The organism is Roseinatronobacter sp. S2 (assembly GCF_029581395.1).
Classification (GTDB): Bacteria; Pseudomonadota; Alphaproteobacteria; order Rhodobacterales; family Rhodobacteraceae; genus Roseinatronobacter.
In genome coordinates this window covers 2,203,728-2,225,850 of the sequence record NZ_CP121113.1, presented here as the reverse complement: position 1 = coordinate 2,225,850, position 22,123 = coordinate 2,203,728, and the positions used below count along the sequence as shown (strand labels likewise).

The 22,123-nt window shown below is 59.5% G+C and carries 21 protein-coding genes and 2 tRNA genes; 13 read left to right on the top strand and 10 right to left on the bottom strand.

The genetic code is table 11. The annotated features are described in order from the left end of the window. Positions 1–58: 58 nt before the first annotated feature. The 4 genes from P8S53_RS10610 to lgt form a co-directional block, all read right to left on the bottom strand. A tRNA-Ser gene (locus tag P8S53_RS10610) sits at positions 59–148 on the bottom strand. Between the two features lie 159 nt (positions 149–307). Beyond that, the gene (pgeF, locus tag P8S53_RS10605; RefSeq protein ID WP_277803939.1) at positions 308–1,072 is read right to left on the bottom strand and encodes a peptidoglycan editing factor PgeF; all 765 of its coding nucleotides are present in this window, start codon (positions 1,070–1,072) and stop codon (positions 308–310) included. Then, positions 1,069–2,127: a class I SAM-dependent methyltransferase gene (locus tag P8S53_RS10600; protein ID WP_277803938.1), complete on the bottom strand. Its 1,059-nt coding sequence runs from the start codon at positions 2,125–2,127 to the stop codon at positions 1,069–1,071. The genes pgeF and P8S53_RS10600 overlap by 4 nt, the downstream gene beginning before the upstream one ends. Then, positions 2,124–3,017 (bottom strand): prolipoprotein diacylglyceryl transferase, encoded by an 894-nt coding sequence (gene lgt / locus P8S53_RS10595; RefSeq protein ID WP_277803937.1) that lies wholly within the window; start codon positions 3,015–3,017, stop codon positions 2,124–2,126. The genes P8S53_RS10600 and lgt overlap by 4 nt, the downstream gene beginning before the upstream one ends. 121 nt (positions 3,018–3,138) lie before the next feature. On the opposite strand from lgt, the gene P8S53_RS10590 reads away from it, so the two are divergent. After that, positions 3,139–3,393 carry an accessory factor UbiK family protein gene (locus P8S53_RS10590; RefSeq protein ID WP_277803936.1) on the top strand — a complete coding sequence of 85 codons (255 nt, stop codon included), beginning with the start codon at positions 3,139–3,141 and terminating at the stop codon, positions 3,391–3,393. A 372-nt stretch (positions 3,394–3,765) separates the two neighbouring features. Here P8S53_RS10590 and P8S53_RS10585 read toward each other — a convergent pair whose 3' ends face one another. Further along, positions 3,766–5,640 (bottom strand): hypothetical protein, encoded by a 1,875-nt coding sequence (locus P8S53_RS10585; protein WP_277803935.1) that lies wholly within the window; start codon positions 5,638–5,640, stop codon positions 3,766–3,768. Positions 5,641–5,776: 136 nt separating this feature from the next. On the opposite strand from P8S53_RS10585, the gene parC reads away from it, so the two are divergent. The 11 genes from parC to rplA all read left to right on the top strand — a co-directional run bounded on the left by parC (position 5,777) and on the right by rplA (position 16,227). Continuing rightward, a complete protein-coding gene (parC, locus tag P8S53_RS10580; RefSeq protein WP_277803934.1) occupies positions 5,777–8,080 on the top strand; it encodes a DNA topoisomerase IV subunit A in 2,304 nt (767 codons plus the stop codon). An 81-nt stretch (positions 8,081–8,161) separates the two neighbouring features. After that, the gene (locus tag P8S53_RS10575; RefSeq protein WP_277803933.1) at positions 8,162–8,776 is read left to right on the top strand and encodes a hypothetical protein; all 615 of its coding nucleotides are present in this window, start codon (positions 8,162–8,164) and stop codon (positions 8,774–8,776) included. Between the two features lie 128 nt (positions 8,777–8,904). After that, positions 8,905–10,080, top strand: a complete 1,176-nt coding sequence (gene tuf / locus P8S53_RS10570; RefSeq protein ID WP_277803932.1) for an elongation factor Tu — start codon at positions 8,905–8,907, stop codon at positions 10,078–10,080. Between the two features lie 72 nt (positions 10,081–10,152). Beyond that, positions 10,153–12,009, top strand: coding sequence for an ABC transporter ATP-binding protein (locus P8S53_RS10565; RefSeq protein WP_277803931.1), 1,857 nt, complete (start codon positions 10,153–10,155; stop codon positions 12,007–12,009). Between the two features lie 105 nt (positions 12,010–12,114). After that, on the top strand, positions 12,115–12,837 hold the full coding sequence (locus tag P8S53_RS10560) for a hypothetical protein (protein ID WP_277803930.1): 723 nt from the start codon (positions 12,115–12,117) through the stop codon (positions 12,835–12,837). 111 nt (positions 12,838–12,948) lie between these two features. Next, positions 12,949–13,024 (top strand) — tRNA-Trp (locus tag P8S53_RS10555). 52 nt (positions 13,025–13,076) lie between these two features. Further along, the gene (locus P8S53_RS10550; protein WP_277803929.1) at positions 13,077–13,976 is read left to right on the top strand and encodes a hypothetical protein; all 900 of its coding nucleotides are present in this window, start codon (positions 13,077–13,079) and stop codon (positions 13,974–13,976) included. A gap of 70 nt (positions 13,977–14,046) precedes the next feature. Continuing rightward, positions 14,047–14,244, top strand: a complete 198-nt coding sequence (gene secE / locus P8S53_RS10545; protein ID WP_274351221.1) for a preprotein translocase subunit SecE — start codon at positions 14,047–14,049, stop codon at positions 14,242–14,244. 183 nt (positions 14,245–14,427) lie between these two features. After that, the gene (gene nusG, locus P8S53_RS10540) at positions 14,428–14,961 is read left to right on the top strand and encodes a transcription termination/antitermination protein NusG (RefSeq protein WP_277803928.1); all 534 of its coding nucleotides are present in this window, start codon (positions 14,428–14,430) and stop codon (positions 14,959–14,961) included. Between the two features lie 111 nt (positions 14,962–15,072). After that, a complete protein-coding gene (gene rplK, locus P8S53_RS10535; protein WP_277803927.1) occupies positions 15,073–15,525 on the top strand; it encodes a 50S ribosomal protein L11 in 453 nt (150 codons plus the stop codon). Between the two features lie 3 nt (positions 15,526–15,528). Beyond that, positions 15,529–16,227, top strand: coding sequence for a 50S ribosomal protein L1 (gene rplA, locus P8S53_RS10530; protein WP_277803926.1), 699 nt, complete (start codon positions 15,529–15,531; stop codon positions 16,225–16,227). Between the two features lie 131 nt (positions 16,228–16,358). On the opposite strand, the gene P8S53_RS10525 is transcribed toward rplA, so the two are convergent. The 4 genes from P8S53_RS10525 to nudC all read right to left on the bottom strand — a co-directional run bounded on the left by P8S53_RS10525 (position 16,359) and on the right by nudC (position 18,891). Then, positions 16,359–16,802, bottom strand: coding sequence for a molybdenum cofactor biosynthesis protein MoaE (locus P8S53_RS10525; RefSeq protein WP_277803925.1), 444 nt, complete (start codon positions 16,800–16,802; stop codon positions 16,359–16,361). A gap of 4 nt (positions 16,803–16,806) precedes the next feature. Further along, positions 16,807–17,058 carry a molybdopterin converting factor subunit 1 gene (gene moaD, locus P8S53_RS10520; protein ID WP_277803924.1) on the bottom strand — a complete coding sequence of 84 codons (252 nt, stop codon included), beginning with the start codon at positions 17,056–17,058 and terminating at the stop codon, positions 16,807–16,809. Beyond that, entirely contained in the window at positions 17,055–17,723 is a 669-nt protein-coding gene (gene pgsA / locus P8S53_RS10515) for a CDP-diacylglycerol--glycerol-3-phosphate 3-phosphatidyltransferase (RefSeq protein WP_277803923.1), read from the bottom strand. The genes moaD and pgsA overlap by 4 nt, the downstream gene beginning before the upstream one ends. Positions 17,724–17,913: 190 nt before the next feature. Next, positions 17,914–18,891, bottom strand: coding sequence for an NAD(+) diphosphatase (nudC, locus tag P8S53_RS10510; RefSeq protein WP_277803922.1), 978 nt, complete (start codon positions 18,889–18,891; stop codon positions 17,914–17,916). Between the two features lie 228 nt (positions 18,892–19,119). Between nudC and P8S53_RS10505 the strand changes: the two genes are divergently transcribed. Beyond that, complete coding sequence (locus P8S53_RS10505) at positions 19,120–21,051, top strand: bifunctional 2',3'-cyclic-nucleotide 2'-phosphodiesterase/3'-nucleotidase (RefSeq protein ID WP_277803921.1); 1,932 nt, start codon at positions 19,120–19,122, stop codon at positions 21,049–21,051. Here P8S53_RS10505 and P8S53_RS10500 read toward each other — a convergent pair. Continuing rightward, complete coding sequence (locus P8S53_RS10500) at positions 21,026–22,108, bottom strand: HesA/MoeB/ThiF family protein (RefSeq protein WP_277803920.1); 1,083 nt, start codon at positions 22,106–22,108, stop codon at positions 21,026–21,028. The genes P8S53_RS10505 and P8S53_RS10500 overlap by 26 nt on opposite strands. Between the last annotated feature and the right edge of the window lie 15 nt (positions 22,109–22,123).

Sequence of the window (22,123 nt, the reverse complement as noted above, 5' to 3'; positions counted from 1 at the left end):
GAAAAGGGGTATCCTCTAAGCTGTTGAAAATAAGTGGTAATATTGATCAACTGATGTCTGGCGGAGAGAGAGGGATTCGAACCCTCGAGACGGTTCCCCGCCTACACACTTTCCAGGCGTGCGCCTTCGACCACTCGGCCACCTCTCCGGCTGTTGCCGTGTAGCGTGACGTCCGAATGGATTGCAAGCCAAGATTGTGGTTGCGATGCAGGAATTTCGCATATGGCTGCGTGAAATCATCAAATCGGGAAATCTGTCTGCGCGCTCGGGCTGCGCGGCAGTGTTATTTGGGGAAAGACAACAGGCGCTACAGGCGTATCGCTGAAATCAGGCGGCCGTAATCTGCTTGGCGTTCATGAACGCTGCGGCGAAAGGAATAGAACATCTGCGGGTTTGAATAGGTGCAATGCCCGGTCCAGCACGCGTCTGCGACACCTGCGGCGCGCAGACGGTGCAGGCCGAAACCGGGCAGGTCGAACTGGTAGCGCCCGTCCTGCCCATTGGCGAAAAACCGTGCATAGCTGGTATCTTCTGCCATGAAATCTTCCAGAAACTCCGGTCCTACCTCATAGGCGCGCTGGCTGATGCAGGGGCCTATCACTGCGTTTATGTTGTCGCGCGTGGCACCCAGCGACACCATTGCGTCCAGCGTGTTTTCCAGCACCCCCGACAGCGCCCCGCGCCAGCCTGCATGGGCCGCGCCGATCACGCCTGCTTCGGGGTCGGCAAACAGCACGGGCTGGCAATCTGCGGTCAGAATGGCAAGGACGATGCCCGGTGTGGCAGTCACCAATGCATCGGCCTGCGGCAGCGGGCTGTCTGCGGGCAGCGGCTGCTCAAGGGTGACAGCCGTGGCCGAATGAACCTGATTGAGGGTGACAAGGCTGGCAGGGGGCAGCGCCATGGCCTGTGCGACGCGGGCACGGTTGGTGCGCACTGTTTCGCTTTGGTCTGACGACCCCGGCCCGCAATTCAGCCCCGCAAATATGCCCGATGACGCACCACCGCGACGGGTAAAGAACCCGTGGCGTAGCGGGGAAAGTGAATCGGCGGTCAGTATCTCCAGTGTCATGGGTCCAATCCGGGTGGGGCAGGGGCCGCGTGTGGGTGCAGTCCCAGAACTTTGAACAGGTGACCCATTTCCTGCGGGTGCGTCAAGCGCCGATGCGCGGCGACATGTGCCTGCAAGGCCGCGCCGTCAAGGGTGCGGGCCAGTGACTGGGCGCGTTGCGTAATGCCCAGCCGTTCCAGAAACACTCCTTGCGGTGTCAGTGCTGTCGCATGCAGGGGGTGGGCTGCGCGTGCCAATGCCTCGAAATCGACATGCGCGGTCAGATCGGCCTGACCGGGATGGGCCAGCGGGTCGTCCGGCGCGTGCTGGTGCAGCGCCTGAAACGTGTCGCCGCGGCTGCGCCAGTCGCCGTAATCGACAATCACCGCCGCGCCGCCATGCTGCGCGATCCGGCGCGCCAGTGCCGCCATTACAGGGGGTGCAGACGCGCAGGTTTCGACCATCTGCCCCTCGGTCGTGTCAGCCAGCCGGTGTTCCAGCGCGTCAAGGTGGGTGACCGGCCCCAGCCCGAAGGCAAGCGTTCCGCCCTGAAGCCCCACCATGCGTTCGCGCCAGCCATCGCCCGCGCGCAGGAACTGGCGGATGGGCAAGGCGTCGAAGAATTCATTGGCGACAAGAAACAGCGCCGCATCGGGCAACGTGTCGGCGCTGTCATGAAATTGCGGGTCCGGCAGGGCTGTCGCCTGTCTGCGCCGCAAGACCGGCGATGCCTCGATCAGATGCAGGCGCGCGGCGTCATGAAAGCCCGGCACAGCGCGGGTTGCGCGCAAGATGTCCGCCATCAATGTGCCGCGACCGGGGCCAAGTTCAGCCAGCGTGAAGGGCGCGGGACTGCCCTGATCCAGCCAGGCCTGTGCCACGCAAAGCCCCAGCATTTCCCCGAACATCTGGCTGATTTCGGGGGCTGTGACAAAATCACCCTGCGCGCCAAACGGGTCGCGTGTGGTGTAATAGCCATGTTGGGGGTGCAACAGGCAGGTTGTCATATATTCGGCCACAGTGATGGGGCCTTGCGCCGCGATCTGGCGGATCAGGCTGTCACGCAGCGCCGTCATGCGCGGCGCGCGCGCCATAGCAGGGCCAGACCTATGACGATCATTGGCAGCGACAGCACCTGTCCCATCGATATTCCCGCCTGACCCAGTGTCACAACATGGCCCAATGGGTTGTCGGGGCTGATGAATTGCGCATCGGCCTGCCGCCAGAATTCGACCGTGAATCGTGCCAGACCATAGCCTGCGATAAACACCCCCGTGACCGCGCCGGGGGTTTTCAGCCAGCCGCTGCGCCAGACCAGCCACGCGAGAACGGCAAACAGGACGGCCCCTTCAAGGGCTGCTTCATACAGTTGGGTGGGGTGGCGTGCGCACAGGGCAACCGGCCAGTCCCACGGGCAGTTTTGCGCCTGCGCGCCGGGAAAGACCACGCCCCAGGGCATGGTCGTGGGGCGGCCCCACAGTTCGGCGTTGACGAAATTTGCAACCCGCCCCAACCCGATGCCGATGGGGGCCACAAGCGCCATGGAATCGGCCAGTTGCAAGGGCGGCACCGCGTGGCGGCGGCAATAGACCAGACCCGCGACCACCACACCGGCAAACCCGCCGTGAAACGACATGCCCCCTTCCCAGATGCGCAGGATTTCAGCAGGGTAGGCCATATAATAGCCGGTCTGGTAAAACAGAACGAACCCCAGACGCCCGCCCAGAATGACCCCGATAATCACATAGGTCAGCAACCCCTCGACCTTGGCTGCGGGCAGGGGGGCCGTGTCTGCGGGCCACAGTGTCGGGCGTTTCATCAGCGACTGGATGATCCACCAGCCCAGCAGGAAACCCGCGATATAGGCCAGCGCATACCAGCGCAGCGCGAAAGTGAAACTGCCCAGATCGATCTGGAAAATCACGGGCGAGATGTCGGGGAACATGATGGCAAGCGGATGGGTCATTCAAGCGCCTTGAAAGTGGAATGGTGCGACTGTGTGACGTGGCCTTGCGCAAGAAGTCAACCTTGAGTTTCGCGCGCCAAGACCACATATAGGATAAAAGCAAAATGCCGAAGGGGCCAAGATGCAAAGCCGCAACCGTTTTCTGGATGATATGTCACAATTGATGACCAACGCCATGGGCGTGGCCCAGGGTGCCCGCACCGAGGCCGAGACCGCAATGAAAAGCCTGCTGGACCGCTGGCTGGCAGACCGCGACTTTGTCACGCGCGAGGAATTCGACGCCGTGCGCGCCATGGCCCAAAAAGCCCGCGAGGAGAATGAAGCGCTGAAAGCCCGTCTTGACGCGCTGGAGTCCCGCGACGGGCCTAAAGCCTGACCCTGCCTTACAGCCGCATCGTCTGTTACGGTAGGAACTGGCCGCGCGCCTTTCGGGGTAGGCGAGGAGGTAATTCTGGCCTTTTGCTGCCCTTCACACTTGGACAAAGCCCGCGCCATCGGTGGGTCGGGGTCTGCCGGTCCGACGCCAGTGAAGTTCACTTTATGCAGGCGGCATACTCCTGACTTCAAAGGATTGAGTCACCATCAGCGAAATCGGCAGGCCGCGGGACGGCCCACCGATGACCGCTTCAGGCCAATCCCGTCATCGACTGAAGCAGATTCACAAAGCGCGGCCGGTGTTTTTCGGTTTGTAACTTCCCCAATCGCAAGAATATCGCCTTTCGAGCTGTCGTTGAACAACCGAAGCGCTTTAGTCTGCATTCAAAACCAGCGCGCGCAGGTCTGATCTGATGGCGTCCAGCCGTTCACTTGCGGCTGCGATCTCAGTGCGGCCTGACTCGATCGCGTCATCAATCGCATCGACACGCGCGCGGCGGTCTTGGGTGGTGGCGCTGTCATCGCCCAGTTGCACGATCAGCCCGACCAGCCGTTCCTGATCTGCGATCAGGGTTGTTTCTGTGTCTTTCAGGCCGGTGATGTCGCGTTGCAGGCTGGCCTCTTGGGCGCGCAAGTCCTGCATCTGCGCCAGCAGTGCCTGCGTGTCACCCTCGTCAACGCGGTCGGACCAGTAGTTCAGGCTGTCGGTGTCCAGATCCAGCAGGGCCACACGGCGCTGTGTCTGGCGATACTCCACCACATTATGCGACATCATCGCCCCTTCGGGCACGTCAACTGTAAAGCGCATGTCATCAAGGCCCGATATGCCGCCTTCGGTCTGGATGGTCCAGCCCTGCCGCAGCGGGTGCGCGATGGTCAGTTGCCGCGCGCCCTGTGCCGCACCTTCGATGCGGTAGGTGGTGCGCTGCTCCAGCCGTTCTTCGGCAATCAGGACGCCATCAACAATGCGCGCCGATTGCACGGTTTCAATCTGGGCCACATCTTCGCGCAGACTTACGGCAGTGTCGCGCGCAAAATCCACGGTTTCCGATGCACCGGGGGCCAGTTCGGGGATCATTGCGTCGCCCGCATGGCCGCGCCCGTCCTCATACAATGTCATGACGCCCGCAGGCAGGCGCAATGGCAGCGGGTTTTCAACGACCACTGCAATCATCGGATGTTGCGCGTCGGTGCCCCCGCGATAGATCGTCAGGCGCGCATCTTCCAGTGTTTCGCGCAAGAAGGGCAGGCTGATCATGTCGCCCGCGTTCAGGGTGACAGGGGTTGTCAGGGTAAAGCGCGAAAAGCTGTCGCCATCATCCATTGCGACAGGTGCTGTGTCATAGGCTGACTCGAATGCAACGCTGCGTTCCATGGCCGCGCTTGCCATCAGCGCGGGCGGGGCCGTGTCTGCCAGTTTGCGCGCGCCTTGCTGGCGGTCATATAGCTGCACCTGCAACGCCTGCACCGCGCCGGTGGCAAGGGTCAGGTCCACATCGCGCCAGTCATGGCCTGTGGCGTTTTCGACCACGGCCCAGCCTGTCAGAACCATGCGGTCCGGCCCGTGCTCGGCCCGCCAAGCGGTCTTCCAGACCGGCGCGGATTGCAGCCATGCCAGTGATATATCCTGCGCATCAAGCGTCGCATCCGGTGCGGTCATGCTTAGCTGCACATCCAGCATCTGCCCCTGACCAGCGGCGCGCAGCGCATCAAGCCCGCGATCCACAGCGGCGCTGTCGGCGGCGTCGCTGAAGGTCAGCTCAAGGGCGTCATCCAGCAAGATCTGGCGAATCTGCCCCGCGCTGGTCCGCAATGCCAGCGCGATGCAGCCCTGCTGTCCGTCCGTGGCGCAGGGCACGTCGCGCACCCCCATGATACGGCCCTGCACGTCAATTCCGCGCCGCGCCGCAGTGACGGGTGCGCCGGTCATGGCTGTCATCAACTCGCGCAGGTTTTGCAGCGCATCTGCATCAAAGGGCAGGGTGGCGAAACTGTCCTCCAGCCCGCCGGGGCCTGTCAGTGTCAGCATGGGGACCGCATTGCCACCGCCCGACAGGCGCAGGGATTTCAGAAAATCGTCAATATCCGTGCGCCGCACAGGCAGCACCAGCCCGTCACCCGACAGGCTGGCTTGTGCCTCTATCATGGCCAGACCCGCCGTCGACAGCGTGACCGCCCGCACATTGGTGTCGGCCAGTGCTGGCAGACCGATGCCAGCGCACAAGATAACAATCGGGAACGGGCGCATGCGAATTCTCCATCTTCAAGGTGTTGGTGCTTTGGTAGACCGTGACGGTCGGGCCGCGCAAGCGACCTTTGCGTGAACAGGCGGTCTGTCGCGTCTAGGGCTGGACCTGTGCCAGAGTTGGGGCTATTGCGGGATCATGGCACAAGATGACGACACTTCCAAAGACGCAAGCGCCCCCGTAGCCGAACCCCTGCGCCGGGCGCTGGGATCGCGCTATTTGCAATATGCGCTGTCCACCATCATGCACCGCGCGTTGCCCGATGCCCGCGACGGGCTGAAACCCGTGCACCGGCGCATTCTGTTTGCAATGCGCGAGTTGAAGCTGTCGCCCACGGGGGGCTTTCGCAAATCCGCCAAGATTACCGGCGATGTGATGGGCAATTACCACCCGCATGGCGATGCCGCGATCTATGACGCGATGGCGCGTCTGGCGCAGGATTTCAACGTGCGCTATCCGCTGGTCGACGGGCAGGGGAATTTCGGCAATATCGACGGCGACAACCCCGCCGCCGCGCGCTATACCGAAGCGCGCATGACCAAAGCCGCCGAGGCGCTGCTGGAAGGGCTTTCTGAAAACGCGGTCGATTACCGGCCCAATTACGACGGAACGCTGGAAGAACCCATTGTCCTGCCTGCGGCATTTCCCAACCTTCTGGCGAACGGGTCCAGCGGGATTGCGGTGGGTATGGCGACCAATATTCCGCCCCATAATCTGGATGAGTTGATCGAGGGGTGTCTGGCCCTGATTGCCACGCCGGATTTGCCGGATGAAGATCTGGTCAAACTGATTCCCGGCCCCGATTTCCCGACCGGTGGCGTGGTGGTGGAACCTGCCGCGTCGATCCTTGCGGCCTATCAGTCGGGGCGCGGGTCCATACGGGTGCGCGCGCGCTGGCAGATCGAGGATCTGGGCCGTGGGCAATGGCAGGTTGTGGTGACGGAAATTCCGTTTCAGGTGCCGAAATCGCGCCTGATCGAAAAACTGGCTGAAGTGATTCAAACCCGCAAGGTGCCACTGCTGGCCGATGTGCGCGACGAATCGGCTGATGATGTGCGCATTGTTCTGGAACCCAAAAGCCGCAGCGTCGATCCCGATCTGATGATGGGGATGCTGTTCAAGAACAGCGATCTGGAAACCCGCTTCAGCCTGAATATGAATGTGCTGATCGACGGGCTGACGCCCAAGGTGTGCAGCTTGCGCGAAGTTTTGCGCGCGTTTCTGGACCACCGCCGCGATGTGTTGCAGCGCCGCAGCCAGCACCGTCTGGACAAGATTGATCACCGTCTGGAAGTTCTGGAAGGGTTTATTATTGCCTTTCTGAACCTTGACCGCGTGATTGACATTATCCGTTATGACGAGGCCCCGCGCACAGCCCTGATGCGAGAGCAGTGGGCACGAAAGTTCGTTCGCGCCACATCCGAGGCCGATTATGTGTCCCCGCCCGAAAGCGAGGGAGAGTTGTCCGAGCTTCAGGCCGAATCAATTCTGAACATGCGCCTGCGGTCCTTGCGGCGTCTGGAAGAAATGGAACTGGTGCGCGAACGCGACGCGTTGTTGCGCGAACGTGCGGGGCTGGAAGATTTGCTGGCATCTGACCGGCTGCAATGGAAGCTGATCAGTTCGCAACTGCGCGAGGTGCAGGGCACATTTGGCAAAGCCACCGATCTGGGCCGTCGCCGGACCGATTTTGCCGAAGGCCATGAGGTCGAGGATGTGCCGCTGGAAGCCATGATCGAACGCGAACCGATTACGGTTGTGTGCTCGAAAATGGGGTGGATACGCGCAATGAAAGGGCATGTTGCGCTGGATCAAGGGTTCAAGTTCAAGGATGGCGATGACGGGCGTTTCGCGTTCCACGCCGAAACCACTGACAAGATCGTGCTGTTCGGGTCGAACGGGCGGTTTTACACCCTGATGGGGGTGAACCTGCCCGGCGGGCGGGGCATGGGCGAACCTGTGCGCCTGATGATTGACCTGCCCAATGAGGCCGAAATTGTGGATCTGTTCACCCATAGGGCAGGGGCCAGACTGGTCGTTGCCTCCAGTGCGGGGGACGGGTTTGTGGTTCCCGCCGATGAAGTCATCGCCCAGACACGCGGCGGCAAACAGATTCTGAACCTGAAGCCCGGTGTGCGCGCGCATGTGTGCCGGTTTGCCGATGGCGATCATCTGGCTGTTGTCGGTGAAAACCGCAAACTTCTGGTGTTCCCGATGGCAGAACTGCCGGAAATGGTGCGGGGCAAGGGCGTCAGGCTGCAATCCTACAAGGATGGGGGGCTGTCGGACCTGACAACCCTGACCCTGCAAAACGGTCTTAGCTGGAAAGACCCTGCCGGGCGCACCCGTCTGGAAGCGAACCTTGCCGAGTGGCTGGGCAAGCGCGCAAGTGCCGGACGCATGGCCCCGCGCGGGTTTCCCCGTGACAACCACTTTACCTGACACTTTACCTTGCGTCGCGCGGATTTGCGCAATCTGCGCGAATACGGTAGACCATGGAAAAATGGATATAGGGTGCGGAATATGGAACTTTCCGGTTTGAAATCGCGTGCTGTGGGGGTCTTGGCCGCGCTGGCGTTGCTGGGTGCATGCACCAGTGGGGCGCAATTGGGCGAAGAACGTGGCGAGCTGGGCAATTTCAGGCTTGGTCATGCAATCGTGGTGGCCGACAGCGCGACAATCGGTCCTGCATCGCGTCGGGCGACCCCAGAGCAGTGGCAGACTGCGCTGACCTCGGAAATCGAGCGGCGTTTCGGGCGCTATGACGGGGATAAATTCTATCATGTCGCAATTGCGGTTCAGGGATATGTGCTTGCGATTCCCGGAATACCGATTGTCGCCGCCCCCAAATCCGTGCTGATTATCGGGGTGACTATCTGGGATGACGAAGCGCAGACCAAGCTGAACGATACGCCGCACCGAATAACAGTGCTTGAAAGCATGTCAGGCGAAACTGTCGTCAGTTCCGGTCTGACCCAGTCTGCCGAACAGCAGATGCAGAACCTGTCAGAAAATGCCGTCGCCGCAATCGAACGCTGGATGGTGTCCAAGCCCGAATGGTTCCCGCAACGTGACAGCGCGATCGAACCAGAAATTATTGCCGAAGACGGCGCGGCGCCTGCGGAATTCGAAAGCTAGGCAAAAGGTTGTCCCGCAATCGCACTTTCCGGACGATGTGCGCTTGATTTTTTGCGCCTGACTCAGTAACAGGCGCGCGTGTCATATCGGGGTCGTATCTGCGGCTCATCAACAAAGGGTGCCGAACAATGGCAAAGCAAAAGTTTGAACGCAATAAACCGCATGTGAACATCGGCACGATTGGCCATGTTGACCACGGCAAGACGACGCTGACGGCTGCGATCACCAAGTATTTCGGTGACTTCCGCGCCTATGACCAGATTGATGGTGCGCCTGAAGAGAAAGCCCGCGGGATCACGATTTCGACCGCGCATGTCGAATATGAAACCGATGCGCGCCACTATGCGCATGTCGATTGCCCCGGCCACGCTGACTATGTGAAAAACATGATCACGGGTGCGGCGCAGATGGACGGTGCTATTTTGGTTGTGAACGCAGCTGACGGCCCCATGCCGCAAACGCGCGAGCACATTCTGCTGGGCCGTCAGGTTGGCATTCCGTTCATGGTTGTCTACATGAACAAGGTCGATCAGGTCGATGACGAGGAATTGCTGGAACTGGTCGAGATGGAGATCCGCGAACTGCTGACCTCTTACGACTATCCGGGCGACGATATCCCCATCATCAAAGGCTCTGCTCTGGCTGCGATGGAAGGCCGTGATCCTGAAATCGGCGAGAATTCGATCCGTGCGCTGCTGGCCGCGGTTGACGAATACATCCCCACCCCCGAGCGTGCGGTTGACCAGCCCTTCCTGATGCCGATCGAGGATGTGTTCTCGATTTCCGGTCGTGGCACGGTTGTGACCGGCCGTGTGGAACGTGGTGTGATCAATGTTGGCGATTCGATTGAAATCGTTGGTATCCGCGACACCAAAACCACGACCTGCACAGGCGTGGAAATGTTCCGCAAGCTGCTGGATCGCGGGGAAGCGGGCGACAATATCGGCGCGCTGCTGCGTGGGATTGGCCGCGAAGACGTGGAGCGTGGTCAGGTTCTGTGCAAACCGAAATCGGTTCAGCCACACACCAAGTTCGAAGCCGAAGCCTATATCCTGACCAAGGAAGAAGGCGGTCGTCACACGCCGTTCTTTGCGAACTACCGTCCGCAATTCTACTTCCGCACCACGGATGTGACCGGCATGGTCCAACTGCCTGAAGGCACGGAAATGGTGATGCCGGGCGACAACCTGAAATTCACGGTTGAACTGATCGCGCCCATCGCCATGGAAGAGAAACTGCGCTTCGCCATCCGTGAAGGCGGCCGCACCGTCGGCGCCGGCGTCGTTGCAAAAATCATCGAGTAATCATCTGATCCGCTTCGATTTTCAGGGGGCATGCGGGTCACTGCATGCCCCTTTTCTATGTCGGAGCACCTGATGAAACGGCTGTTTTCCTATTTTGAAGGGCGTATCAACGCCTATCCTGACGATGCGCCCCGGCGCCCGCCCGAAACCATGCTGGGGTTTGTGCTGCATTATGCGCGCGGTGTTTTGCCGTGGCTTTTGTTCATGTCGGGTCTGTCCATTATCTTTGCCGCGATTGAAATCATCCTGCTGGGGTATCTGGGAACGCTGGTCAACCGGATGACCGAACTTGGCCCCGAGCGTTTTCTGGCCGAAGAAGGCGCGCGGCTGAGCGCAATGGCAGGGCTGCAACTGCTGGTCTTGCCTGTTGTGTCCGTGATTGGTGCATTGGTCATGTATCAGGCGATCATGGCGAATTTTCCACAGCGCATTCGCTGGCTGGGCCACCGCTGGTTGCTGGGCCAGTCGATGGGCTATTTTCAGGATGAGTTCGCAGGGCGCATTTCCACCAGACTGATGCAGACCGCATTGGCCGTGCGCGAAGTGACCATGAAACTGATGGATGTGGCTGTGTATATTGTGGCCTATTTTCTGGGGTCACTGTGGCTGGCGGCCACGCAGGATCTGTGGCTGGCGCTGCCGTTTCTGCTATGGGCTATGGCGTATGGCGCGCTGCTATGGGTAATCGTTCCGCGCTTGGGCCGTGTGGCGCAACAACAGGCAGATGCGCGCGCGGATATGACGGGGCGCATTGTCGACAGCTACACCAATATCGCGACTGTCAAACTGTTCAGCCATAGCGCACGCGAAGAAACCTATGCGCGCAATGGATTGGACGGGTTTTTGCAGACTGTCTATCGCCAGATGCGGCTGGTGGCGGTGCAGGATGTGTCGGTCAATGTGCTGAACGCGCTGCTGACCGCCGCGGTCACGGGGCTGGGAATCTGGCTGTGGCTGCAAGGGCAGGTGGAACTTGGCGCGCTGGCAGTTGCCATCCCGCTGGCCTTGCGGTTGGGGAATATGTCGCATTGGATCATGTGGGAATTCGCGGCGCTGTTTGAAAACATTGGCACAGTGCGCGACGGGATCGCCACATTTGCGGCGGCGCGTGCGGTGCATGATGCACCCGATGCGAAACCGCTGATGGTGGAAAATGCCGCGATTCGCTTTGACAAGCTGACCTTCCGCTATGATCCCGCATTGGCCAGCGGGCGCAAACCCGCCGTCATTGACGGCATGGATTTGCAGATTGCGCCGGGTGAAAAGATCGGGCTTGTGGGGCGGTCCGGTGCGGGAAAATCCACCTTGGTCAACCTGTTGCTGCGCTTTTATGATGTGGGGTCCGGCCGCATTCTGATTGACGGGCAGGATATTTCGACCGTCACACAAGACAGTTTGCGCGCAGCCATCGGCATGGTCACGCAAGACACTGCACTTTTGCACCGGTCTGTGCGCGACAACATTGCCTATGGCAAACCAAGCGCAAGCGACGCGGAAATCTGGCAGGCCGCACGCATGGCCGAAGCCGACGGGTTCATTGTCGATCTGGTTGATTCCAAGGGGCGGCAGGGGCTTGATGCGCATGTGGGCGAACGCGGGGTCAAACTGTCGGGTGGCCAGCGCCAGCGCATTGCGATTGCGCGTGTGGCCCTGAAAGATGCGCCAATCCTTATTCTGGACGAGGCCACATCTGCACTGGATTCCGAAGTTGAGGCCGCGATCCAGGGCCAGCTTGACCGCCTGATGCAGGGCAAGACCGTGATTGCAATTGCACACCGCCTGTCCACGATTGCTGCCATGGACAGGCTGATCATCATGGATGAAGGCCGCATTGTGGAGCAGGGCACGCATGCGGAACTGCTGGCCGAAGGCGGGCTTTATGCGCGGCTTTGGGCACGGCAATCGGGCGGGTTTTTGCCGCAGGCATAAGTGGCGGCGGGCAGTTTTGTCCGCCGTGTGTGCAGCGCGGTCCCATGGTGGGGGCGTGCCGCATGTCGTAACCAGTTGTTAACCATTTTTGGCGTTGATGGGCATATGTCTGTATATCGCCACGCAAGTCATGCAATATTTCTGTTTGTGACCATCAGCGCCTTGTCCGCAGGCGCGGGACTGGCCGGCCCGTGGCCACGTGGCGCGGGGAATGTGTTTTTTTCCAGTGAAATTGCGGTGGACCGACAGGGCGGTGCAGACCGTCTGTCGCACCGGCATTATCTGGAATACGGATTGTCGGACCATCTGACCCTTGGCGCCAAGGTGGAACAGCAAACCGGCTGGGACAATCCTGCACAACTGCCCCCTTTGGCGCGGTTTTATGGTGTGCCCTTGCACAGCAGTGTTTTTCTGCGCGTGCATCTGGGCGAGGTGATGGTGCGAACCCCTGTCGCATTAGAAGTGCAGGTCGCGCATAATGCCCCGCAAAACGGGGACCGCGTGCGGCTGGCCGCGCATCTGGGCCATAGTTTTGATACTCTCGGCTATGCTGCATGGGCAAGGGTTGGGGCATCGGCAGGTTTGTCGGACGGGATGGAGCAGGGCCAGCGCGATATGACCGCGCAGCTTGGCGTCAACATTCGGCCCCGATTGCGCGGTTGGGTTGATGCAGGACGGATTTTCACGGACGAGGCGCGCTTGTCACGCGTGACGGTTTCGGCGGCGGTCGATGTAACAGAACGGTTTTCCATGACACTAGGATACAGCCGCACATTCGGGGGCTGGCGCGAATCCGGATGGCGTGTGGGGCTATGGTCCGAATTCTGAATTAGCATGTTTCAGCGCGACCTGCTGCGCCGCATGTTAAAAAAAAGACCCGCAACGCTGCATTGGTGGCTTGCAACCGCGTCACTGCTCCATTAATCCAGCGCATGGAATAGGGGTATAGCTCAGTTGGTAGAGCATCGGTCTCCAAAACCGAGGGTCGTGGGTTCGAGTCCCTCTGCCCCTGCCATTCCAAAAGCGTTATCAGTTCGCATTTTGTTGCATGTGTGCCGGGTTCCGGAATGAAACTTCACCTTCATATCGGCGCACATAAAACGGCCAGCACGCATTTGCAGCACCTGCTTCGGAATAATGTTTCGCGCCTTCAGGCGCGCAGCGTTGCCTGTTTCGGGCCGCAGTTGCTGCGCACCAGAATGAAGCTGCCCCAACTCGGCGCGGACCATCCTGCGGGCCAGCGCTTGACTGCCCCCTTGGTTCTGGCGTTGCAACAGGCACAGTCGCGCGGGCAGCGCCTTGTTATATCAGAAGAAAACATTCTGGGCACAACGCGGGCCAACATAATTGCCTGTGGCCACAGGCTTTATCCGAATGCTGACCGACGGGTGACGCGCTTTCTGACATTGGTCGGCGCGCGGGACGTCACCTTGTATCTGGCGGTGCGCAATCCGCCGGATTTCGTGAATTCCGCCTATGGCCAGCAAATCAAAGGCGGGAAGCTGATCAACTTTGAAAGCTATATCGCGGGGTTTGACCCCTTGGCGCTGCGCTGGTCAGAATTGGTCGCGCGCCTTGTTGCCTGTCCGGCCGTGGGGCGGTTGGTGCTGTGGCGCTACGAGGATTATGGTCAGGTTTTGCCTGACATACTGGCGCATCTGCTTGGCCCGGATGCCGCGTCCGGGATGCGCCTGTCATCAGCGCCCCGTCAGGTGGGCAGTTCGGCCCGCGCGATAGCGCATGCACGCGCGCGTCTGCGCGCGGACCCCACATTGTCGCGCAGAACCGCCATTGCCGAGGCAGAGGCGCAATTTCCGAAATCTGCCCAATGGCCCGGCCCGCAGCATTTCACGCCGGATGTGCTGGCCGAAGGCATGCAAACCTATCAAGATGACCTGATCGCGCTGCAATCGCGGGACAAGGTGGTGTTTGTTCACCCCCATCCCTGTGCGGAATCCGGCCAGTAGGGCGAATCGTGCTTGAATCTGGGGCTATGGCTGCGTATGTCAGCCCTCAGACAAGAACAGGTGTGCATTCATGGCCAAGACGAACCCTTTTCAGTTCATGCAGCAGGTCCGGGCGGAAACCGCCAAGGTAACCTGGCCCACGCGGCGCGAAGTAACCGTGACCACCGTGATGGTGCTGATCATGGCTGCATTGACGGCTGTGTTTTTCTTTCTTGTCGATCTGACAATCCGCACCGGTTTGTCGGGTCTTTTGGGGATGTTCAATTAATACCCCAAGCGGCGCGCGTTTGATGCGGGCGGGGCTTGAAATGCCGCGCATTGCGCTGTAACAGCATCGACAAGGAAAAGCGCACCGCACTGGTGCGCTGTTTTGTTTGAGTCTATGACGGGATTGCCACTCGGGCAGGGTCCGACACCGGCCGCAAGGCCGCCAAGAACAGGAAGAACATCCATGGCCAAGCGCTGGTATTCGGTAAGCGTTCTGTCGAATTTCGAAAAGAAAGTCGCCGAGGCGATCCGCGTTGCTGTGCAAGAAGGCGGGCTGGAAGACCTGATCGAAGAGGTTCTGGTTCCGACCGAAGAAGTCATTGAAGTGCGTCGCGGCAAGAAAGTGACGTCTGAGCGTCGTTTTATGCCCGGTTATGTGCTGGTGCGCATGGAAATGACGCCCAAAGGCTATCATCTGATCAATTCCATCAACCGCGTGACCGGATTTCTGGGCGCACAGGGCAAACCGATGCCCATGCGTGATGAAGAAGTTAATTCGATCCTGAACCGTGTCGAAGAAGGAGAGGCCGCACCGCGCACCTTGATCCATTTCGAAGTCGGCGAGCAGGTGAAGGTGACGGACGGCCCGTTCGAGGGGTTCGCCGGTCTGGTGGAAGAAGTGGACGAAGGCGCGAATCGTCTGAAAGTTATGGTTTCGATTTTTGGCCGGGCAACCCCGGTCGATCTGGAATTCACACAGGTTTCCAAGGAAATCTGATGTGAATAAACGTGTGGGAGGTCGTCAGGCGCGCCTGATTTGGCCGGACCACTAAACCGCAAGAAGCCCCGCGCACGCGTGCAAAGGGCGAGGTGACAAAGGAGAGGCCAGATGGCCAAGAAAGTTATAGGGCAGCTGAAGCTGCAAATTCCGGCGGGCAAAGCCAACCCGTCGCCGCCCGTTGGTCCGGCATTGGGCCAGCGCGGTCTGAACATCATGATGTTCACCAAGGAATTCAACGCCCGCACAGCGGAGTTGGAACCGGGTGCGCCGATTCCCACCCTGATTACTTATTATCAGGACAAATCCTTCACCATGGAACTGAAGACGCCACCTGCGTCATGGTACCTGAAGAAGGCTGCGGGCCTGAAGCCTGTGGGCAAGCGTAACCGCGCCAAAGGGTCCGAAGCACCGGGCCGTGTTGTGGCCGGCAGCGTGACCACAAAGCAGATTCGCGAAATTGCAGAAGCCAAGATGAAAGACCTTAATGCCAACAGCATCGAGGGCGCTATGGAAATCATCGCCGGTTCTGCGAAATCGATCGGCATCGAGGTGAAAGGGTAAATCATGGCTAAAATTGCAAAACGCGTTAAGGCCGCCCGTGAAGCCTTTGTCGGTAAAGAGAATTTGACAGTTGAAGATGCAGTGGCGCTGATCAAGGCCAATGCGACCGCCAAGTTCGACGAAACCGTTGAAATCGCGATGAACCTGGGTGTTGACCCGCGCCACGCTGACCAGATGGTTCGCGGTGTTGTCACCCTGCCCAACGGCACTGGCAAAACCGTGCGTGTTGCTGTGTTCGCACGCGGTCCGAAAGCGGATGAAGCCAAGGCTGCGGGCGCGGATATCGTTGGTGCCGAAGACCTGATGGAAACCATCCAGTCCGGCAAGATCGAATTCGACCGCTGCATCGCAACCCCTGACATGATGCCCATCGTGGGCCGTCTGGGGAAAATCCTTGGCCCGCGCAACCTGATGCCGAACCCCAAAGTGGGCACAGTGACCATGGATGTTGCACAGGCTGTGGAAAGCGCCAAGGGCGGGCAGGTTCAGTTCAAGGCCGAAAAAGCTGGTGTTGTGCATGCAGGTGTCGGCAAGGCATCCTTTGACGCCGCCAAACTGGCTGAAAACATTCGCGCGTTTGTGGATGCTGTGGCCAAGGCGAAACCCACGGGTGCAAAGGGCGCATATCTTCAGAAAGTATCGCTCAGCTCGACCATGGGGCAGGGCGTGACTGTTGACGTGACCAGCGCGACCCAAGGCTGATAAAGCACCTATCATATTGAAAAAGGGCGGCTTTCAGCCGCCCTTTTGCGTGATTTCCGGTTGCTGTGGGGCTTTGCCCCTCTTGGGCCTTTGGCCCAATTCACCCCAGAGTATTTTGGGGCAAGATGAAATCACCACCGTTGCAGGGCGGCTTCGTCGACATCCTTGGCCGCGACCCAACCGTCGCCCGCATCAGTGTATTCCTTCTTCCAGAAGGGGGCGCGGGATTTCAGGTAATCCATCAGGAAATCAGCTGCGGCAAAAGCTTCAGAACGGTGGCGGGATGCTGTCGCGACCATCATGATGCGTTCACCGGGCACAAGCGGGCCATAGCGGTGGATGACCAGACAATCGTGCAACCCCCAGCGCGCGGTTGCGGTTTGCGCAATCTTGGCCAGTGCGCGTTCGGTCATGCCGGGGTAATGTTCAATCTCCATCCGGTGCAAAACACCGTTTTCGGGCGCACGCACGATCCCGCAAAATGTGACAACCGCGCCGGTGTCATCGCGATTGGCAGCGAAACGGTTGCATTCATCGCCAAAATCGAACGGGGCTTGTTGCACACGAATTTGCACGCCCTTAGCCCCCGGTCATGGGCGGGAAGAAGGCAACTTCGCGCACGCCCGCAAGCGGGGTGTCAAAATCGCATAAATCCTGATCAACCGCCACGCGCACAGCATCAAGATCGGAAAATGCCAGATCATAGCGATCCTCGCGCGCGCGCAATTCGGTGATCAATGCGCTGACAGTTTCGGCCTGTGTGTCAACGATCTCTCTCGGGTGGCCGATGCGTTCGCGCAGCCATGCGAAATACAGAACTTCAAGCTTCATGCCGTGTCATCCTTCAGAAATGGCAGCGCCTTGCGGAAATAATCCCAACCCGTCACCAGTGTCAGGATCGCGGCCACCCAGATCAGGCCAAGCCCAAACTGCCAGACCATGTTGCCGCCATAGGTGGCCAGTGCAACGACGTTGATATCTTCGGTGCCAATATCGGACAGGGTGGCGATCAGGTCGGAATTCTGGCGGTCAAGTGCGCTTTCGCGCACATATTCCAGCCCCATGGCCAGAAACAAAACCGCGATTGCGGTCATTTGCGCCGTTGTTTTCCATTTGGCGAGCCGCGTCACTTTTAGCAAGCCTGCGGAATTTCCCAGAAATTCCCGCAGGCCGGACACAAACACCTCGCGAAACAAAATTGCTGTTGCAGGCAGGATCAGCCAGGCGTCCATGCCGGAATACCCTGTAATGACCAGCAGCGCGATGACCACCATCGCCTTGTCGGCGATCGGGTCCAGCATCGCGCCAATCCGGCTTTCCTGTTGCCATGCCCGTGCAAGATAGCCGTCGAAAAAATCGGTTATGGCCGCAAGGGCAAACAGGGCAAGCGCGAACCAGTCAGCCCATGGCCGGTGGAAATATAAAAACATGACCGCCACACCCGGCGCGGCCAGCAGACGCAGAACAGTCAGAATATTCGGAACGTTCCAATGCATGCGCGCAGGTCCAGTCGTGGGAGGGTTTTCAGTGCTCATCGCGGGTATCCTGAAAGGTGGTGACGGAAAATGCAACATGTGCATTTGCCCCCATCCCGGGAATGCATAATCTCATGGTTTGCGAACCGTCATCTTTGTGTCGCCCTGCATGTTGCATACCGCCATTGATGAAGACCCGCCGCACCTGAGGTTACATATAGGCATGTTGCACCTTGCCTGCCAGCCAAAGCCCGATCAAATGGTGCGCTATCGCGCCCTTTCGCGCAGGGATGAAATTCGCATCTTCGCCCGACCATCCCCGCAGCACCTGTTCACGCGACACCCAGCGCGCATCTTCCAGTTCATCATCAAGCGTTATGGCGCGGGTTGTCGCACGTCCCACACACCCCAGCATCAGCGAGGATGGAAACGGCCAGGGCTGGGATGCAATAAAGCGGATGTCGGTTGTCTGTATGCCGGTTTCTTCATGGACTTCGCGGTAGACCGCGTTTTCCAGTGTCTCGCCCGGTTCGACAAATCCGGCAAGGGCGGAATACATACCTTGTGGCCAGCCCGCAGACCGGCCCAGCAGCAGATCATTGCCATGCGTGACCAGCATGATGACCACCGGATCAGTGCGCGGAAAATGCTTGGCCCCGCAGGATGCGCAGTGCCGTTCCCACCCCGCCAGCGCCATATGACTGGGCTGGCCGCAGGCTGCGCAATATCCGTGGCTGCGATGCCAGTTGAACATCGCGCGCGCAGTCGCCGCCAGCGCCGCATCGGATGCGCCCAGCTGCGCCATGCTTTGGCGCAATTCACCAAAGAACAGGCCGGGTTCTGTGCCGGGATAGTGCTGGATTGTGGTGTCCATGAACATGGCCATTGCGCCACGATCCAACGCGTCGGGTTCCCAGGCTGATATATCGGCGGCAAAATGCGGGGTGTTGTTATGGATGCCCAGAAACAGATAGGGCTGCGGTGCCCGTTCCAGAACATTCGCAGTGGCGTTGACCCAGCCCAGTTCCGCGGCCGGACCTGCACCGCGCAATTGCGGCTTTCCACGCCAGACCGGCAGAATACGCGCATGGCCGTGGGACAGAAATTGGCCCAGGGTATCTGGATCACTGCGTATTTCCGCAGCACGGCTGTCCCAGTGTCCGTTGAATGCCATGAAACCGGTGTTCATTTCATACTCCAGTATTATCTAGCAGCCTGTCGCAGTTTTGGCTGCGTGAAACAAGGTGTTTACAAGGGCTTACGCAGCTTATAGTTGTTTAACTTGTGATTGAATGCCCGCGTGGGGCGTGTTTCTGTATTGATCAATGTCATATTATGATCACAAAAGGGTCCGTATTGTTTCCCAAATGACAGGATAATCAGCACTGGAATGGGAAGTAACGCAAAGAAGAGTGGCATGGGGCAAGAACGGTGGCAATTCGCGCCAGTGAACGAGGTGAGCAGCACTGTCGATCTGCGGATTATGGAAACAACGGATCTTCATGTCCACCTGCATCCATATGATTATTACGCAGATTGTCCCAACCCCGATCTGGGGCTTGTGCGCTTGTCAGAACTGGTGGATCAGGCGCGCGCCGAGGTGCCGAACTGCCTGTTGTTTGACAATGGCGATTTCCTGCAAGGGACCCCTGTGGGGGATTTCTTTGCCTATGATCGCGGCCTGAAAGAGGGCGATCTGCACCCGGTGATGGCGGCCATGAATGCCATGCGCTATGATGCCATTACCCTTGGAAATCATGAATTCAACTATGGGCTGGATTTCTTGATGAAGTCCCTTGCGCAGGCGGAATTTCCCGTGGTGTCAGCCAATATTGCGACAACCCTTGGCCGTGGGCCGCGCGATGACCGTGGCCTTGTCAGGCCCTACAAGCTGATCCGTCAGCAACTGGTGGACCGCGCCGGACTGTCCCATGATATTTGCATCGGGGTGATCGGTGTTGCGCCGCCACAAATTACCGTTTGGGAAAGATTGCATCTGCACAACCGGATCCAGATGCGCGACATGGTCACGTCAGCCGCGGCATGGGTGCCCGAAATGCGTGAAGCGGGTGCAGATCTGGTTGTCATGCTGGCTCATACCGGGATTGGCCCGCTGCGCCACACGGAGGGCATGGAAAACGCCGTTATCCCGCTTGCGCGCATTGACGGTGTTGATTTGCTGCTGACAGGTCATAGCCATCAGGTTTTCCCGTCGCGCGTGTTTGCCGATATTCCCGGCGTCGATATCGACAAAGGCACGATCTGCGGCAAACCCACAGTCATGAGCGGCTTTTTCGGGTCGCATCTGGGGGTGATCGACCTGCGCATGGTCCGCGAAGGCGGGAATTGGCGGGTTATCGGAACAAAGGTTGAAAACCGTGCATTGCGCGACGCCTCGATGAGTTTTTCGCGCCCCGATCAGGGCGCGCGCACCCAGCCAATGCGCAGCCCCAAAGTGCGCAAGATCGTTGCACGCGCGCATGATATGGTGTTGGAAAGCATTCGCCAGCCCATCGGGCAAACCTCGGCGCCGATCAACAGCTTCTTTGTGTTTCTGGGCCACAGTGCGTCAACCGCGCTGGTGGCCGAAGCGCAGCGCGCCTTTGTGGCAAAACGTATCGCGGGCGGCCCGCATGATGCGCTGCCGGTTCTGTCCTCCGTGTCGCCATCCAAGGCGGGCGGGCTTGGGGGGCCGCGCAATTATACCAATGTTGGGGCAGGGGCGTTGACCGTCCGGTCATTGTCCGATCTTTATACCTATCCCAACCGCATTGCTGCGCTGAAGCTTTCGGGCGCGCAAATCGCGTGCTGGCTGGAACGCAGCGCATCCTGTTACAACCAGCTGCATGACGGGCTGGATGATGAAATGCTGCTGAATCCGGCCCATCCGTCCTATAATTTTGAAGTCATATATGGCCTTGAATACGAATTCGACCTGACCCAACCCGCCCGATTCGAGGGGGATGGCAGTGTGATCAACCCCCGTAATTCGCGCGTCTGCAATTTGCGCTGGAATGGCCGGCCCGTGGACCCGCAGGCGGAATTTGTGTTGTGCACCAACAGTTTCCGGGCATATGGTGCCGGTGGTTTCGAAGGGGCGAGCGCGGATAATCTGGTGTTTGAAGATCCCGCAATCACGCGCGATATTCTGCGCGAATATGTTCGCAACCAGTCTCATCTGTCGATTGACCCCCAAGGGCCGTTCCGGTTGCAGTTCCGCACGGGCAAATCTGCCATTTTGCGCACTGGCCCCGCCGCCTATGAACATATTGACACCATCAGCGATTTCGCGCCCGAACTGGTCGGTGTTGACAAGAAGGGGTTTATGCGGGTTCGGGTCCAGCTATAGCCACACCGGCCCCATCATCATTACCACCGCAGCACGCACACCCGGCGCGCCGCGCAATGCGCAGTGTCCGGCTTTCCGCATATAGCCCGTCATGGATATGCAAGCGCCCTTGCAATGTCTGGCCTGCACCTGTCAGGTGCTTGACCGCTTCCAGCGCCATCATCGTTCCAAGAATTCCGGGCAGGGGGGACACGACGCCTGCTTCCGCGCAGGCGGGGGCCAGGCCCGCTGCGGGCCGGTTGGGAAAAACGCATTCATAGCATGGGCCACCAGATGCCGGATGATACAGGCTTATCTGCCCTTCCCATTGCGTAATCGCCGCCGAGATCAGCGGCTTGCCAGTGGCCACTGCCGCGCGGTTGACCAGATAGCGCGTGTCGAAATTGTCGGTGCCATCCAGTATCAGATCATAGTCTGCAAACAGGGTTGCCGCGACATCATCCGTCAGCCGCCGGTGATAGGGGCGCACCGCAATGAACGGGTTAAGGGCCAGCATCGCGGCCTGCGCCGAAAAAACCTTGGGCGTGTCAATCATGTCGTCACGGTGGATAACCTGACGTTGCAGGTTGGACCCGTCGACAAGGTCATCGTCAATCACCCCGATTGTGCCCACACCGGATGCGGCCAGATACAGCAGCGCAGGTGACCCCAGCCCGCCCGCGCCCACGACCAGCACGCGCGCCGCTTTCAGCTTTTTCTGGCCAGTGCCACCAATTTCGCGCAACACAATATGGCGGGCATAGCGGTTCAGCTCGGCCTCTCGGAATGTGTCGGTCTGGGGGGCGGGCGGGGGCGTGCGGTCCTTGACGCGGCGGCGCAACCGCCCGAGTATCGCGCTATATCCCAGCCCCAAAGCGGCCAATGCCCCCAGAACCAGCCATGGCTGCACAGTGCCACCGGTGGCCATACGCAGCGCTGCGGTTTCGGGAAGGACAAGTTGCGCGATCACCACAGCCAGATATATCAGGCCAATCATCCAAAGCCGTGCGCGGACAGGGGCTTTCATAGCCCAGCCCAGCCCCCAAAGCGCTGCCATCAGAAACAGAACCAGTCCCATATACGCCCCTTATCT

Excerpts from the sequence above, each read along its gene's own strand:
- pgeF (WP_277803939.1), bottom strand. The coding sequence starts at position 1,072 with ATGACACTGGAGATACTGACCGCCGATTCACTTTCCCCGCTACGCCAC.
- P8S53_RS10600 (WP_277803938.1), bottom strand. The coding sequence starts at position 2,127 with ATGACGGCGCTGCGTGACAGCCTGATCCGCCAGATCGCGGCGCAAGGC.
- lgt (WP_277803937.1), bottom strand. The coding sequence starts at position 3,017 with ATGACCCATCCGCTTGCCATCATGTTCCCCGACATCTCGCCCGTGATT.
- P8S53_RS10590 (WP_277803936.1), top strand. The coding sequence starts at position 3,139 with ATGCAAAGCCGCAACCGTTTTCTGGATGATATGTCACAATTGATGACC.
- P8S53_RS10585 (WP_277803935.1), bottom strand. The coding sequence starts at position 5,640 with ATGCGCCCGTTCCCGATTGTTATCTTGTGCGCTGGCATCGGTCTGCCA.
- parC (WP_277803934.1), top strand. The coding sequence starts at position 5,777 with ATGGCACAAGATGACGACACTTCCAAAGACGCAAGCGCCCCCGTAGCC.
- P8S53_RS10575 (WP_277803933.1), top strand. The coding sequence starts at position 8,162 with ATGGAACTTTCCGGTTTGAAATCGCGTGCTGTGGGGGTCTTGGCCGCG.
- tuf (WP_277803932.1), top strand. The coding sequence starts at position 8,905 with ATGGCAAAGCAAAAGTTTGAACGCAATAAACCGCATGTGAACATCGGC.
- P8S53_RS10565 (WP_277803931.1), top strand. The coding sequence starts at position 10,153 with ATGAAACGGCTGTTTTCCTATTTTGAAGGGCGTATCAACGCCTATCCT.
- P8S53_RS10560 (WP_277803930.1), top strand. The coding sequence starts at position 12,115 with ATGTCTGTATATCGCCACGCAAGTCATGCAATATTTCTGTTTGTGACC.
- P8S53_RS10550 (WP_277803929.1), top strand. The coding sequence starts at position 13,077 with ATGAAACTTCACCTTCATATCGGCGCACATAAAACGGCCAGCACGCAT.
- secE (WP_274351221.1), top strand. The coding sequence starts at position 14,047 with ATGGCCAAGACGAACCCTTTTCAGTTCATGCAGCAGGTCCGGGCGGAA.
- nusG (WP_277803928.1), top strand. The coding sequence starts at position 14,428 with ATGGCCAAGCGCTGGTATTCGGTAAGCGTTCTGTCGAATTTCGAAAAG.
- rplK (WP_277803927.1), top strand. The coding sequence starts at position 15,073 with ATGGCCAAGAAAGTTATAGGGCAGCTGAAGCTGCAAATTCCGGCGGGC.
- rplA (WP_277803926.1), top strand. The coding sequence starts at position 15,529 with ATGGCTAAAATTGCAAAACGCGTTAAGGCCGCCCGTGAAGCCTTTGTC.
- moaD (WP_277803924.1), bottom strand. The coding sequence starts at position 17,058 with ATGAAGCTTGAAGTTCTGTATTTCGCATGGCTGCGCGAACGCATCGGC.
- pgsA (WP_277803923.1), bottom strand. The coding sequence starts at position 17,723 with ATGCATTGGAACGTTCCGAATATTCTGACTGTTCTGCGTCTGCTGGCC.
- nudC (WP_277803922.1), bottom strand. The coding sequence starts at position 18,891 with ATGAACACCGGTTTCATGGCATTCAACGGACACTGGGACAGCCGTGCT.
- P8S53_RS10505 (WP_277803921.1), top strand. The coding sequence starts at position 19,120 with ATGGGGCAAGAACGGTGGCAATTCGCGCCAGTGAACGAGGTGAGCAGC.
- P8S53_RS10500 (WP_277803920.1), bottom strand. The coding sequence starts at position 22,108 with ATGGGACTGGTTCTGTTTCTGATGGCAGCGCTTTGGGGGCTGGGCTGG.